The 15,015-nt window shown below is 63.5% G+C and carries 11 protein-coding genes and 1 tRNA gene; 11 read left to right on the top strand and 1 reads right to left on the bottom strand.

The annotated features are described in order from the left end of the window. The first annotated feature begins 140 nt into the window (after positions 1-140). The 5 genes from ACIQC5_RS06285 to ACIQC5_RS06305 all read left to right on the top strand — a co-directional run bounded on the left by ACIQC5_RS06285 (position 141) and on the right by ACIQC5_RS06305 (position 6,226). Positions 141-1,037: a TatD family hydrolase gene (locus ACIQC5_RS06285; protein ID WP_400279555.1), complete on the top strand. Its 897-nt coding sequence runs from the start codon at positions 141-143 to the stop codon at positions 1,035-1,037. Positions 1,038-1,328: 291 nt separating this feature from the next. After that, positions 1,329-2,468 carry a transglycosylase family protein gene (locus tag ACIQC5_RS06290; RefSeq protein WP_400280152.1) on the top strand — a complete coding sequence of 380 codons (1,140 nt, stop codon included), beginning with the start codon at positions 1,329-1,331 and terminating at the stop codon, positions 2,466-2,468. Positions 2,469-2,494: 26 nt separating this feature from the next. After that, on the top strand, positions 2,495-3,376 hold the full coding sequence (rsmA, locus tag ACIQC5_RS06295; RefSeq protein WP_400279558.1) for a 16S rRNA (adenine(1518)-N(6)/adenine(1519)-N(6))-dimethyltransferase RsmA: 882 nt from the start codon (positions 2,495-2,497) through the stop codon (positions 3,374-3,376). Next, positions 3,373-4,365, top strand: coding sequence for a 4-(cytidine 5'-diphospho)-2-C-methyl-D-erythritol kinase (locus tag ACIQC5_RS06300; protein ID WP_400279560.1), 993 nt, complete (start codon positions 3,373-3,375; stop codon positions 4,363-4,365). The genes rsmA and ACIQC5_RS06300 overlap by 4 nt, the downstream gene beginning before the upstream one ends. A 37-nt stretch (positions 4,366-4,402) precedes the next feature. After that, positions 4,403-6,226, top strand: coding sequence for an ABC-F family ATP-binding cassette domain-containing protein (locus tag ACIQC5_RS06305; protein WP_400279562.1), 1,824 nt, complete (start codon positions 4,403-4,405; stop codon positions 6,224-6,226). A 775-nt stretch (positions 6,227-7,001) separates the two neighbouring features. Here the strand turns inward: ACIQC5_RS06305 and ACIQC5_RS06310 are convergent. Further along, positions 7,002-7,601, bottom strand: coding sequence for a TetR/AcrR family transcriptional regulator (locus ACIQC5_RS06310; protein WP_400280154.1), 600 nt, complete (start codon positions 7,599-7,601; stop codon positions 7,002-7,004). Between the two features lie 278 nt (positions 7,602-7,879). Between ACIQC5_RS06310 and ACIQC5_RS06315 the strand changes: the two genes are divergently transcribed. The 6 genes from ACIQC5_RS06315 to ACIQC5_RS06340 all read left to right on the top strand — a co-directional run bounded on the left by ACIQC5_RS06315 (position 7,880) and on the right by ACIQC5_RS06340 (position 14,983). Then, positions 7,880-7,951, top strand: a tRNA-Gln gene (locus ACIQC5_RS06315). Positions 7,952-8,071: 120 nt separating this feature from the next. Next, a complete protein-coding gene (gene glmU / locus ACIQC5_RS06320; protein ID WP_400279564.1) occupies positions 8,072-9,565 on the top strand; it encodes a bifunctional UDP-N-acetylglucosamine diphosphorylase/glucosamine-1-phosphate N-acetyltransferase GlmU in 1,494 nt (497 codons plus the stop codon). Between the two features lie 2 nt (positions 9,566-9,567). Further along, positions 9,568-10,548 carry a ribose-phosphate diphosphokinase gene (locus tag ACIQC5_RS06325; protein ID WP_400279566.1) on the top strand — a complete coding sequence of 327 codons (981 nt, stop codon included), beginning with the start codon at positions 9,568-9,570 and terminating at the stop codon, positions 10,546-10,548. Positions 10,549-10,850: 302 nt separating this feature from the next. Continuing rightward, a complete protein-coding gene (locus ACIQC5_RS06330) occupies positions 10,851-11,420 on the top strand; it encodes a 50S ribosomal protein L25/general stress protein Ctc (RefSeq protein ID WP_400279568.1) in 570 nt (189 codons plus the stop codon). A 96-nt stretch (positions 11,421-11,516) separates the two neighbouring features. Next, positions 11,517-12,101, top strand: a complete 585-nt coding sequence (pth, locus tag ACIQC5_RS06335; protein ID WP_400279571.1) for an aminoacyl-tRNA hydrolase — start codon at positions 11,517-11,519, stop codon at positions 12,099-12,101. A 140-nt stretch (positions 12,102-12,241) separates the two neighbouring features. Continuing rightward, complete coding sequence (locus ACIQC5_RS06340) at positions 12,242-14,983, top strand: LuxR C-terminal-related transcriptional regulator (RefSeq protein WP_400279574.1); 2,742 nt, start codon at positions 12,242-12,244, stop codon at positions 14,981-14,983. The last annotated feature ends 32 nt before the right edge of the window (positions 14,984-15,015 follow it).

Genomic DNA, 15,015 nt, shown 5'->3' on the forward strand with positions numbered 1-15,015 from the left:
ACAGCGTGTAGCGCCTGACCGCCTGTTCGTTCCAGACTACCTAGACTTTGGCCGTACCTGACATAGTGCACCCCGAATTTATGAGCCATATGGAATTTATCGGGGCGCCGCGGGGACCGTGGTCCGATTAAGGTTGAAGAATGTGCAATTCCCTCGCCCCGGCCCCCTACCGAGCAACCTCTTTTGCTCCTGAAGACACCGACCGCCGCAAGGAGTACCCGCCGGCACCCGAACCCCTTCCGGTTCCAGTCATGGACAACCACACACACTTGGACTTCCGGCACGGACTGATCGAGGTAGCGGTCTCTGACGCCATGGACGCGGCTGAGGCCGTTGGAGTCCAGGGAGCCGTCCAAGTGGGTTGCGACCTCGAGTCCTCCAGATTCACTGTCCAGGCTGTTGATGCCGACCCTCGGCTGCTGGGCGCAGTGGCAATCCACCCCAACGACGCCCCCATCTACGCCGGACGGGGTGAGTTGGATTCCGCGCTCGCGGAGATCGAGGAGCTCGCCAAGCACCCGCGAATCCGTGCAATCGGGGAAACCGGACTGGACTTCTTCCGAACCCACGGTGAAGGCCTGGCGCACCAGCGCTACTCGTTCCGCAGGCACATCGACATAGCGAAGCGGCTGGGGCTCACCCTGCAGATTCATGACCGCGATGCCCACGACGACGTTGTCCAGGTGCTGGCAGAAGAGGGCGCCCCGGACCGCGTGGTGTTCCACTGCTTCTCCGGTGATGAAGACCTTGCCAGGATCTGCAACGAAAATGGCTGGTACATGTCCTTCGCCGGCACCATGACCTTCAAGAACGCAGCGAACCTGCGGGCCGCTCTTGCCATTGCGGAACCAAGCCGTGTGTTGGTGGAAACGGACTCGCCGTTCCTCACGCCGCACCCTTACCGTGGACGGCCCAACGCGAGCTACATGGTTCCGTACACGGTCCGCTCCATGGCTGAAGTGACAGGGAATGACCTTTCCGAGCTTTGTTCGCGCCTGGCCGAAAACACGCTGGATGCCTACGGAACATGGGCCTGAGCTGGGGCTTTCGTGCTGGCGGCCCGTCCGGGCCATGAATACCCGGTATGCAGAAGTCTTGGTCGCTTTATAACGGATCGGTTACTGTGTACAACAAGTAGCCGGGGTCGGGGAAGGCCTTCGGACAACATGTTCGGTTCGCATCGAACGATTTAGTTGAATGATTTTGGCGGCGCAGATGCCGGCAGCAGAGTGTTGGGACCAGGCCTTGCCTGGCCCCTGTGTTTTGCGGCTGGCATCACTTTTTGCGCTTTTCCCCGTGCCCGGATGGTCCGAGAGTTATGGGCAATCGTGGTCAAGTTCTTCACAACGGATGGCAAGTTCAGCTTTCTCAAAGTTGGTGCCCAGCTGCTGGTTATTACAGCGCTGGTAGTCGGTGTTGTGGCCTTCGTCGGCAACAACAAAACGATCACCCTGAACGTTGACGGCAAGGTGAGCTCCATCCAGACCTTCGGCGGCACGGTTGACCAGGTGGTCAAGGCGGCCAAGGTCGAGTTGAAGGACGCAGACCGGGTTTCCCCGGCACTGGACTCCCGGGTCGAGAACGGCTCGGTCATCAACGTGAACCTGGCCAAGGCTGTGTCCATTGAACTGGACGGCGCCCGCAAGACGATCAACACGAATGCTCCCGATGTCGCCGGCCTGGTCAGCGAACTCGGAGTGGCAAGCTCCTCGGAAATCTCCCAGCCAAAAGAAGCCTCCCTGGCCGTATCCGGATCCTTCGTCTCCATCTCCACCCCGAAGACCATCAGCTTGGTGGCTGATGGCAAGGACACCACAACCACCACGACGGCCTCTGACGTCGCCACAGTGCTCAAGGACGCCGGGGTCACCCTCGGATCCAGCGATCGTGTTTCCCAGCCGAGCAACGCACCCGTGATCCAGGACATGGTGATCAAGGTTTCCCGCGTTGATACCAGCAAGACTGCCGACGCCACTGAAGACGTGCCCTTCGAAAGCGTCAGCACCGAAAGCGCCGAACTTTACAAGGGCGAGGAAAAAGTGACGCAGAAGGGCGTCGTCGGTTCTGTGGTCAAGACCTTCAAGCTGGTGCTCGTGGACGGCCGTGAAGCCTCCCGCACCCTGCTGTCCAGCAACGTGACCACGAAGCCTGTGACGGAAAAGGTCACCGTGGGAACCAAGGCCCGCCCTGTGGCCGCGAAGGCGACTTCCAGTGGCCCCACAGGCGCTCCGAATGAAGCCATGTGGGACAGGATTGCCCAGTGCGAGTCCGGCGGAAACTGGTCCATTAACACCGGTAACGGGTACTACGGCGGCCTGCAGTTCTCGAGCCCCACGTGGTTGGCAAACGGTGGCGGAGCTTACGCTCCCAACGCCAGCCTTGCCACGAAGGCACAGCAGATCGACATCGCCAATCGCCTGTACGCCAAGAACGGCCTCAGCGACTGGGGCTGCGCGCACGCAGCCTGACACCGGACAGGCGATACGATACCTAGGTGACTGAACCGAATTCCGAACCCGCCGCCGTCGCGCCCTTGCTTGGCGCTACTGACATCCGACGGCTAGCCGAGGAAATCGGTGTACGCCCCACGAAGACCCTGGGCCAGAACTTTGTGATCGACGGCAACACCATCCGCAGGATTGTGGCTGCAGCCGGCATCGACTCCGAGGAAACCGTCCTGGAGGTCGGCCCCGGGCTTGGCTCCTTGACGCTCGGCCTGCTGGACGCTGCCAAGTCCGTGGTCGCCGTCGAAATCGATCCCGTGCTGGCAGCCAAGCTGCCGGAAACCGTGCGCCAATGGCGGCCCGAGGCTGCCGACGATTTCCACCTGGTCCTTTCCGACGCCATGAAGGTGACGGAGCTGCCGCTCCAGCCGACCTCCTTGGTGGCGAACCTTCCTTACAACGTGGCCGTGCCCGTGGTCCTGCACTTGTTGCAGCACTTCCCCAGCCTTCGCCACGGCCTGGTGATGGTCCAGGACGAGGTGGCTGACCGTCTGGCGGCCACACCCGGCTCCAAGATCTACGGCGTACCGTCGGTCAAGGCCGCCTGGTATGGGCACATGCGCAAGGCCGGAGTTATCGGCATGAACGTGTTCTGGCCCGCCCCCAAGATCCATTCGGGACTCGTAGCGTTCACGCGCCACGATCCGCCCGTAACGCACGCCACCCGCGAGCAGGTCTTCGCCGTGATTGACGCTGCGTTCGCACAGCGCCGAAAGACCCTCCGCGCGGCACTCGCCGGATGGGCCGGCAGCGCTGCAGAAGCTGAGCGGTGCCTCGTGGCCGCCGGTGTCGACCCCACAGCCCGCGGCGAGGTCCTGGACATTTCGGCGTACGTCCGGATAGCCGAGGCACGCCACCCAGTGGACGCATGAACCCGGGAATCCGGAAAACCGGCAGCCTGCCCTTCGGGGGTGGGCGTTTCAACGCACGAACAGTTCGCGTCAAAGCACCCGGCAAGGTCAACGTCTCCCTGAGCGTCGGCCCCCTTCGCCCGGACGGTTACCACTCGGTGGCGAGCGTCTACCTGGCCGTGTCCTTGTATGAGGAAGTGGCCGCTACCAGCACCGAGGCTGACGGGATCACCATCAGCATCAGCCCCAACAGCACATTGGACCTGGACGGCGTCGAGATCCCGTTGGACGAACGGAACCTCGCCTACAAAGCCGCGGCCATCATGGCGGAGCTGTCCGAAAAGCCCACAGGTGTCCACCTCGAGATCACCAAGCGCGTTCCCGTGGCCGGTGGTATGGGCGGCGGCTCTGCGGACGCCGCAGCAACGCTGCTGGCCTGCGACGCGCTCTGGAACAGCGGCCTCTCCCGCGAGGAACTCGCGCATCTGGCGGCCGAGCTGGGCGCAGACGTTCCGTTCTCGCTCCTGGGCGGTACCGCCGTCGGGCTCGGCGTCGGGGACAAACTGTCACCCGCGCTGGCCAAAGCCCAAATGGACTGGGTCCTGGTGTGCGCCGACTACGGGTTGTCCACGCCTGAAGTCTTCCACGCATTGGACCGGCTCCGTGATGCTGAAGGCTTGGACGTGGCTGAGCCCGTAAACGTTGACCCCACCATCCTGCAAGCACTCCGCAACGGTGACCCCGAGGCCCTCAGCAGGGTGCTCGTCAACGACCTCCAACGTGCTTCGATCAGCCTGGCCCCACAGCTCCGCGACACCATCGGCTTGGGCGAAGCACACGGCGCACTGGCCGGGATGGTGTCCGGATCCGGGCCCACCATTGCGCTGCTCGCCAGCGATTCGGTGTCCGCGACCGTCCTGGCCGACGAACTGACGCACCGTGGTCACAATGCCTTGGCCGTTCACGGTCCAGTGCCCGGCGCCCGGATCATCTCCGATACCCTCCTTTAGTAGCTCCCCGCATTCCGGCAGTAGAAAGTAGTACCCATTGGCCCACCTGCTTGGCGGCGAAAACCTCACCGTTTCGTTCGCAACCCGCACCATCCTGGACGGCGTCACCCTTGGACTCGAAGATGGCGACCGCATCGGCATGGTCGGCCGCAACGGTGACGGCAAATCCACGCTCATGCGGTTGCTCGCGTTGCGTTCGACGCCGGACTCCGGCCGCGTCACCAAACGTGGCGACGTCAACGTCGGCTACCTCGACCAAAGCGACGTGCTCGACGGCGACCTGACCGTCGGTGCGGCGATCGTTGGCGACCGCGCGGACCACGAATGGGCGGCCAACCCCAAAATCCGTGAAGTCATGGGTGGCCTGGTGGGCGACGTCGATTGGCACGCCAACGTCCATGCCCTTTCCGGCGGCCAGAAGCGCCGCGTCGCACTGGCCAAGCTCCTCATCGAAGACCACGACGTCATCATGCTGGACGAGCCCACCAACCACCTCGACGTCGAAGGCGTTGCGTGGCTGGCCCGACACCTCAAGACCCGCTGGCGCGCCAACCAAGGCGCCTTCCTCGTGGTCACCCACGACCGCTGGTTCCTCGACGAAGTCTGCAACTACACCTGGGAAGTCCACGACGCCATGGTGGACATGTTCGACGGCGGATACGCCGCCTACGTTTTGGCGCGCGCCGAGCGTGACCGCATGGCCGCCGTCGTCGAAGGCAAGCGCCAGCAGCTCGTCAAAAAGGAACTCGCCTGGCTGCGACGCGGCGCCCCTGCCCGAACCGCCAAACCGAAATTCCGGATCGAAGCAGCCAACGACCTCATCGCCGACGTGCCCGATCCCCGCGACTCCGTGGCGTTGAGCAAGATGGCGACTGCCCGTCTGGGCAAGGACGTCCTGGATCTTGAGAACGTCACCTTGGACTTCGAAGGCGGTGAAACCGGGCAGAAACTGTTCAACAACATCACGCTGCGCCTGGCGCCGGGCGAGCGACTGGGCCTGGTGGGCGTCAACGGTGCAGGCAAGTCCACACTGCTGAAGTTGCTCAACGGCGAAATCCAGCCCACGTCCGGGAAGGTCAAGCGCGGCAAGACGGTGGTGACTGCCGTTCTCACGCAGGACGTCAAAGAGCTCGACGACGTCTCGGACCTCCGCGTTATTGAGGTCATCGAACGTGAGAAGCGGTCCTTCAGCGTGGGCGGCAAGGAATTCACCGCCGGCCAACTCGTGGAGCAGCTCGGGTTCACCAAGGAAAAACAGTGGACTCCCGTCAGCGACCTCTCCGGTGGTGAGCGTCGCCGCCTCCAGCTCCTGCGCCTGCTGGTAGGGGAGCCCAACGTCCTCATGCTCGATGAGCCCACGAACGACCTCGATACCGACACCCTTGCCGCCGTCGAAGACGTCCTTGACGGCTGGCCCGGAACGCTTGTGGTGGTCAGCCACGACCGCTACCTCCTGGAACGCGTCACCGACAACCAGATGGCCCTCCTGGGCGACGGAAAACTGCGTGGCCTGCCCGGCGGCGTGGATCAGTACCTGGAGCTCCGCGAAGCCGCCCTGGCGTCCGGCGCCATTGGTGGGGGATCAGGGGCCCCGACTGCGGTTTCCGGCTCCGCAGCCGTACCGTCAGGCGCCAGCGAGGCCGAGAAGCGCGAAGCCCGCAAGGATCTCAACCGGATCGACCGCCAACTCGGCAAGCTCTCACAGCAGGAGGAGAAGCTCCACACCCAAATGGCCGCGAAATCGGAATCCGGAGATTTCGACGCGCTGGGTGAGCTCAATGCCAAGCTGCAGGAGTTGCTTGAGGAGAAGGAAGGCCTGGAGCTCGAATGGCTTGAGGCCGCGGAGATCCTGGGAGAGTAGTCCGGCGCGTCGCGCGGTAAGTGCCGCTTGGCTGTCGTTCGTGGCGGTACGGCAGCCCGCACGCTCTTTCACATCCCGTGCCGTTTTGGGCAACCCTCTTTCAGGTCGCGCGCTGTTTTGTGGAACTCTCTTTCAGGTCGCGCGCCGTTTTGGGCAACCCTCTTTCAGGTCGAGCGCGGCGGGATGACCGCTGACCTGATTGCCAGAGCCGCAAGCCGCACGCTCTCTCAGATCCCGAGCCTTTTTGAGCAACCCTCTTTCACATCCCCCAGCCCGTGTGCATCCTCGGCGTGCTGGCTCGTTCCTGGCCTTTGGCGCGGCGTGACTTCGTCGTTGGGCCGCTACTCCGTTGTCGGCCAGCGACGGAGTTGCGGCTTAGTGACTTAGCAACAAGAGGACGCCCCGTGCCATCCATCGGTCTGACATTCGTGGGCGCCGACAATTAACGTTCCCGGCCGCGTCCGAACCAGCCAGCCAGAAAACGCCATTGTGAACCTCGTGGACGATCGGTCCGGAGGACCGTCGCTGCGCCCAAAGTCTTTGTACGAGTGGAAGAAGATCTCCACCAAGAAACTACGTGAAGCTCAGAGCGTCACGGGCCTTGCCAGCAGCGCTGGATTCGGCGGGATGTGGGTGAGGGTTGGCCGGAAGGGGCCGGGATGTGAGTGAGCGTCGGGCAAAAGGGGGCGGGATGTGAGTGAGGGTTGGCCGGAAGGGGGTGGGATGTGAGTGAGCGTCGGGCAAAACGGGGTGGGATGTGGGAGAGCGTCCGGCCTTAGCCGTCCGAGCGGAGCTCCGGCTCCTTTTGCAGGCCGGTGAGGCCGTTCCAGGCCAGATTTACCAAATGCGCAGCGACGGCTCGTTTGTCCGGCTCGCGGCTGTCCAGCCACCACTGGCCGGTCATCGCCACCATGCCCACCAGCATCTGCGCGTACATGGCGCCGTCGGCAGCGCTGAAGCCGCGGCGGGCGAACTCGTCGGAGAGCAGGTGCTCGACGCGGGCGGTGACATGGGACAACAGCGTGGAAAAGGCGCCTTCCGGCTGCGAGGGAGGGGCATCGCGCATGAGGATGCGGAAGCCATCAGTGCGGTCTTCAATGTAGCCGAGCAGTGCCAGCGCCGCGCGTTCTACGAGGACACGGGGCTTGGCGTCGGTGCTGAGTGCTTCGGTGATTGAGTCCAGGAGGATGTGGAACTCGGTGTCCACCACTTGCCGGTAGAGCCCCTCCTTGGATCCGAAGTGCTCATAAATGACCGGTTTGGAAACCCCGGCGGAGGCCGCGATTTCTTCAATGGTGGTGCCGTCCAGGCCGCGGGCCGCGAAGAGTGCACGGCCAATGCCGATGAGTTGGGAGCGACGCTGTTTGCCGGTCATTCTGGCTCGCACTGGTTGGCCGTTGACGCGGTGTTCGAGGCGCCCGGACGCGGCCGTTGGGCGGGGGAGTTCAGTGCTCTTGCTCACGTGTCCATCATGCACCAAGCGGGCGCCGGGCCGGGTCTGGAGGGGGTGTGGCGCGTGGTCCGATGGGCATCGAGGACGGGTCAAGTCGCGAAGCATGCAAAGGTCATGGCAAACTAGATTCTTGTGTGTGCATCCCGGTGACCCGGGGATCCCTCAGGCCCTGCCGCCTGGCGGACTAAATGCACGCGCGGTCCGCTCTGGTGTAATGGCAGCACCCCGGCCTTTGGAGCCGTGGAGTATAGGTTCGAATCCTATGGGCGGAACGGTCGGAATTGCTCTCCTCTGTACCTGGAACGGCTCCAACGGTGTCTGGGGCCTCAGTTGGATGTCAGCGTTCCGAAGCCGGGTTACCCGGGACAATACCGAGCAAGGAGAGCCAGTACGTGAGCCCCGAATCCACCGGTCCCGCAGCAGTCATTGTCCTGGCTGCAGGCGCCGGCACGCGCATGAAGTCGCGGACTCCCAAAATTCTCCACGAAATCGGCGGACGCTCCATGGTGGGCCACGCCCTCCTCGCAGCCCGCGCCATCAACCCGCAGCAATTGGCCTTGGTGGTCCGGCACGAACGCGATCGCGTCGCCGAGCACGTATCAGCGTTGGACCCCGAAGCCCTGATCGTTGACCAGGACGAGATCCCCGGCACTGGCCGTGCTGTTGAGGTCGCCCTGACGGCACTGGACGCCAGCGCTGAACTGGCGGGCACCGTCGTCGTTACTTATGGCGACGTGCCCCTGCTGACCGGCGGGCTGCTGGGAGAACTGGTTGCAACGCACCAGGCCGAAGGCAACGCCGTAACCGTTCTCACCGCGATCCTTGACGACGCCACCGGCTACGGCCGTATCCTGCGGGCCGAGGACGGTACCGTCACCGGCATTCGCGAGCACAAGGATGCCAGCGAAGCCGAGCGCGCCATCCGTGAGGTCAACTCCGGCATCTACGCCTTCGACGCCGCCGTACTCCGCACCGCGCTGGTGAAGGTCACTACGGACAACGCCCAGGGCGAGATGTACCTCACCGATGTGCTGGGTCTGGCGCGCGACGCCGGTGGCCGGGTTGCAGCGGTTGTCACCGAAGACCGCTGGCAGGTTGAGGGCGCCAACGACCGCATTCAGCTGTCGGCTCTCGGCGCCGAGCACAATCGCCGCATCATCGAATCCTGGATGCGCGCAGGCGTCACAGTGGTGGATCCGTCTACTACGTGGATCGACTCCACGGTCACTCTCGACGAAGACGTTCGCTTGCTGCCCAACACGCAGCTTCACGGTTCCACCACGGTGGCGAGGGACGCCGTCGTCGGCCCTGACACCACTCTGACCGACGTAAACGTGGGCGAAGGAGCCAAGGTGATCCGCACCCACGGATCCGGTTCCACGATCGGTGCGAAGGCCAGTGTTGGCCCGTTCACGTACCTCCGCCCGGGCACTGTCCTCGGGGAAACGGGCAAGATCGGTGCGTTCTACGAGACGAAGAACGTGACAATCGGCCGTGGCTCCAAGCTGTCCCACCTCGGCTATGCCGGCGACGCTGAAATCGGCGAAGACACCAACATCGGCTGCGGCAACATCACGGCCAACTACGACGGCGAGAAGAAGCACCGCACGGTGATCGGCTCCGGTGTCCGCACTGGTTCCAACACCGTGTTCGTGGCTCCCGTCACGGTAGGCGACGGTGCGTACAGCGGTGCCGGTGCCGTCATCCGCAAGGACGTCCCCCCGGGAGCCCTTGCCCTCAGCCTCGCAGCACAGCGGAACGCCGAAGGTTGGGTCCTGGCCAACCGCCCTGGTACTGCCTCCGCGCAGCTGGCCCAGGCCGCGCTGGAGCCGGTTACCGCCCCCACATCCTCACAATCCCCAGCAACCATAGAAGAGGGCAAATAGGCATGAGCGAAATTACCGCACACGGCGAGAAGAAACTGGTTCTCGCCGCCGGAAGGGCACATCCGGAGCTGGCGCAGGAAATCGCGAAGGAGCTGGAAACCGAGCTCCTGCCCATCGACGCCTATGACTTCGCCAACGGGGAAATCTACGTCCGTTCGGCCGAAAGCGTCCGCGGTACTGACGCTTTCGTCATCCAGGCTCACCCGGCACCGCTCAACAACTGGCTCATGGAGCAGTTGATCATGATCGATTCGCTCAAGCGCGCCTCGGCCAAGCGGATCACCGTTGTTTCGCCGTTCTACCCGTACTCACGCCAGGACAAGAAGGGTCGCGGCCGCGAGCCCATCTCGGCCCGCCTGGTTGCCGACCTCTACAAAACGGCCGGCGCGGACCGCATCATGTCCGTGGACCTGCACACCTCGCAGATCCAGGGCTTCTTCGACGGTCCAGTTGACCACTTGATGGCCATCCCGTTGCTGGCCGACTACATCCGCACCAAGGTTGAGGCCGACAACATCACGGTGGTTTCGCCGGACACCGGCCGCGTCCGCGTCGCCGAGCAGTGGGCAGAACGCCTGGGCGGTGCCCCGCTCGCGTTCGTTCACAAGAGCCGCGACCTCACGGTACCCAACCAAGCTGTTTCGAAGACGGTGGTGGGTCAGGTTGAGGGACGTACATGTGTCCTGATCGACGACATGATCGACACCGGCGGAACCATCTCCGGCGCAGTCCAGGTCCTCAAGAACGCCGGCGCCAAGGATGTCATCATCGCTTGCACGCACGCAGTGTTCTCCGAGCCTGCCGCTCAGCGCCTCGCTGATTCGGGTGCCCGTGAAGTTGTGGTCACCAACACGCTGCCGATCCCGGCCGAGAAGCGCTTCCCGCAGCTCACGGTCTTGTCGATCGCGCCGTTGATTGCCCGCGCCATCCGTGAAGTGTTCGACGACGGTTCGGTCACCAGCCTGTTTGACGGCAAGGCCTGATCCAGGCACTGAAATAGCCGGGCCATCCGCCGCCTCCGGGCGTGCGGGTGGCCCGTTTTCAGTTACCGGGCGATCCACTGCTAAACTCGTGGGGATACCTTGGCGAGGGAGAGCACATCCGGTCCGCATTCTTGTGGACCAGGGTTGCGGGTCTCCGTTATCGACTGGGTCTGCATCTCCTTCAACACAGGCGGAATGGCCAGTAGCCATTCTCAGCCGGGCGTAGAAGGTCCACAGACCTCCGCCCTTGCTGATAGACCAGCCCGGAATTTCCCGGGCGCCCCAGTAATCAAGGAGTACACATGTCTGAGCAGAAGCTCACCGCAGAACTGCGCACCGAATTCGGCAAGGGTTACGCCCGCCGTGCACGCATGGCCGGCCAGATCCCGGCTGTCATCTACGGCCACGGTGCAGAGCCGATCCACATCAACCTCCCGGGCCGCGCCACCACGCTGGCTGTCCGCGTTTCCAACGCCCTGCTGGCAATCGACGTCGACGGCGAGCAGCACCTGACGCTCGTCAAGGACATCCAGCGCGACCCGGTAAAGCAGATCATCGAGCACGTTGACCTGCAGACCGTCCAGGCCGGCGAGAAGGTTACTGTTGACATCTCCATCCACGTGACCGGCGAAGTTGCTCCGGGTGCTGTTGCCAGCCTCGAAGCCACGACGGTTTCCCTTGAGGCTGAGGCAACCCACGTGCCCACCGCCGTCGAGGTTGACATTGCAGGCCGCAAGGCCGGCGAGAGCATCCACGCCTCCGACCTCGTCCTGCCGAAGGGCTCCACGCTGCTCACCGAAGGCGACACCCTGGTGGTCCGCATCGCAGAGGCCGCTGGCGAAGCTGAAGAAGAAGCTCCTGCCGCCGAGTAGTCTTTGACTGTTTGAGGCATACGCCTTGAGTGGCCGGGTCCCCGCGGGGCCCGGCCACTTGCTTTTCCCACCCCCGGCATTCATAGGATTGACACCATGACAGACACTTGGCTGATTGTCGGCCTCGGCAACCCCGGCAGCCAGTACAGCAACAACCGGCACAACGTTGGCCAGATGGTGCTGGACGAATTGGCCTCCCGCATGGGCGGCAAGTTCAAGACCCACAAGGCGCGCGCCCAGGTGGTGGAGGGCCGGTTGGGAATCGGCGGACCCCGAGTGGTACTCGCCAAGCCAATGACGTATATGAACGTATCTGGGGGACCCGTGGCTGGCCTGTGCCAGTTTTTCGACATCGCGCCCGATCACGTCATTGCGGTCCATGATGAAATCGACATCCCATTCAACACCGTGAAACTGAAAATTGGTGGTGGCGAGGGCGGGCACAACGGGCTGCGGGACATCTCCAAGGCACTGGCAACCAAGGACTATCTGCGCGTGCGCGCGGGTGTGGGCCGGCCGCCGGGACGCATGGAAACTGCCGACTTTGTCCTCAAGGACTTCGCAACTGCTGAGAAGAAGGACTTGCCGTTCCTCGTGGACGAGGCCGCGGATGCGGTGGAAATGCTCATGAGCCAAGGTCTCCTGGCTGCCCAGCAGAAGTTCCACCCCGCCAAATCTTGAGGCAATCTTGAGGAAAGAATGACCAAAGCCTGACGCTCCAACGGACCTCAAGGCCTACAAAGTGTCGGCAACCGGCGGTAGTCTGCAAGGTACGCAGGTAAGCGGTGGGGGACTGTCGCGGATGTAGCTAAGGATGGCGGATGTCGGCGGAGTTGCTAAACAGGGGCGGAGGAGTCGCAGCGAGGGCTGTGGCTCCTGACCTTGTGGGTGGCCCTTCGGAAAGGCAGACATGGTCCCTTCTTGCCCGGACTCATGATCTGGCCCGGGCAAGCAAGCAGCTCGAATCTCCTGAATCGTACGGCGTGGTCCTGACAGGTGAGCGCGGCATAGGTAAATCGGGCCTGGCGCGGGCAGTGGTGTCCTCGCTGGGCCCCAAGATTCACAGCCTCCAACTTCGCAACACGATTGCCAATGGCCGCACCCCGTATGGCTGCCTCGGTTTCCTGCTGGCCAGGCTGCCCTCCGACGCCGTTGGTTCGGCCACCGGCATCCTGCACGGCGTGACGTCCCTGATCCGTGCCGAGGCTGCCGGGCGCAAGACGCTTCTGATCGTGGACAACGCAGGTGGCATGGACCCCATGAGTACGGGCGTGCTGCTGAACCTCATGGTGACCGGCACGGCAAAGGTGATCTCCACTGTCCAGCGGGCCAGCGACCTCCCGTCAGACTTCCACCGCCTGGTCCTTGAAGGCCAGCTGGGCGAAGTGCACCTCAACACATTGAGCGAGGAGCAAACCAAGCAGGTCCTCGGCTCGGTGCTGGGGCACTACGTTTCCTCCACGTTGGTGGGTTCATTGCACTCCGCAGTGGGTGGGAACCCCATGCTCCTCCACGCCCTGCTGGACGAGCAAAGGCATTCGGGAAACCTTGTCCTCAATGACTCTGTCTGGACACTCCGCGACCGGATCAAGCTTGAGGGCGCAACAGTGGTGGAGGACTTTGTCCGGTCCAGGCTGGCGCGCGAGCCGCAGGCCAACCGGACAGTGGTGGAGCTCCTGGCCTGCGCCCAGCGCGCTACATTGGTGGACCTCGCCGGGATTTTCGGGACAGAGGTCCTGGTGGAAATGGAGGAGTCCGGGCTGCTGACGGTGGAGCGGGCGGACGAGCACTGGGTTTCGCTGCGCGACAACTACGTTGGCGAGGTAGTCCGCGGCTGGTTGACCACAAGGCGCCGCCGTGAGCTGCGGCTGATGTTGCTGGGCCCCAAAGAGCCGGACCTGCATGGCCTGGCTGCCCAGGACCTGTTGAGCTATGCGGCGTGGATGCACGCTTGCGAGGATGAGCCCGCACCTTCGGCGTCCCATGCCCTTGCCGCCGGCCGAGCAGCCCTGGACGACTACGACCCCAACTTTGCCATTCAATGCACTTTGTCGCTGGACAAGAACGACGCCGAATGGGTGCCCGGCCAGCGCTTGAAGGCCGCTGCATACCTCATGCTGGATTTGCCCCTGCATGCCGCGCAGGCCCTGGACGAAGTGGGCGAGTCCCACATCGCTGCGCTGGATCCATTGGAGTTTGCCGAGGTCACCGCAGCCAAATGCCAGGCCATGACGTGGATTGATGGCCGTTCCGGCATGGTCCCCGGGGTCATAGCAGCGGGATTGGACACGCTCGCCCGGAAGGCCGGCGCCAACGGTGCCTACCCGGACGGAATAATCGAGAGGGCCCGCAACCGCTTGAACCTCTGCGGGTATGAGTACAAGGCCTACATGGGGGAGTACGCCGCGATTGTCGCGGCACTGGAGGATGAACTGGCCAAGGACCCGGCAGAAGACCGGGAGCACTGGCTCAGGTCGGCTTTCTTGCTGATCGAGGCGCGGTGCGTCCTGGGTCGCGAGCTGGAGGCGCAACAGCTGGCACGGACGGTGTCCCGGCAACTGGGCTCCGGGGACCGCACAGCCCCTTTGGAGGAAGCCTTTGCCCGGCACACATTCCTGGTCCTCCTCTTGTCCGGACAGTGGCGCAAATGCATTGAATTGATGCGCCGCGCGCCCTCGACGCCGGCACGGCTGCAGTACAGGGGCGCCTTGACTGAGCTCGGAGTCGGGCTGGCTTACGCCTACGCCGGCAAACCTTCACAAGCATTGGAACCGTTGCGTTCGGCAGTGGCCCAATTGGAACTCCGGCCCGCAATGAACATGGTCAAAGTTGCCTACGCGGCCACGGCTTTTGCCTACGCCCAGCTGGGCAACTCGCTGGAGGCCGGGCGGTACTTGGACCTCTACCGGACCTGCCGTGGGGTGGGGACATACTTCTCGGAATCGGTGGCGGAATTCTGCGCCGAAATGGCGGGCCGCTGGATGGGTGATCCGGAAGCGAAACATCGGCTCATGGCCCGCGCCCATCTCGACATCGCCAAGGAACGCTACACCACCGCGGGAATCTGTCTGTTCGGTGCCACCGTAGAAGGCACGGACGAGGAATACCGGCTGCTTGAAGACATAGCGGGTCGCAGGCAGGGCCCCTTGGCCAAAATTGCTGCTGAGCTGGCACTTGGGTCCCAAATGAAGAGCTCGCGCAGGCTGCTTGGCGCCGCAGATGAGGCAGCAGCCCTGGACTTGCAGGTTGTTGAGGCCAGATGTGTTGCGATGGCCCTGGATTTTGCCCGCGACGCCGGTGAGACGACTGCGGCCCGAACGGCCCAGCTGCGGCTCGAACGGCTTGAACAGTCGGTCTCGGCGCTGCCGATCCAACCGCGCAGTGACGCGCCCGTTTTGACTGAACGAGAAAGGCAAATCGCCAAACTGGCCGGAAAGGGTGTCAGCAACCGTGAAATCGCAATGGATATTGGGGTGTCTGTGCGGACCGTGGAAGGGCACCTCTACCAAGTATTTACCAAGCTCGGAGTGTCATCGCGGGGCGAACTCAATGGACTCCTCTGAGCACATTCAGCCGGCCTCGGCTCACCAGGCCC

The organism is Paenarthrobacter sp. NPDC092416, from assembly GCF_044755025.1.
GTDB lineage: Bacteria > Actinomycetota > Actinomycetes > Actinomycetales > Micrococcaceae > Arthrobacter.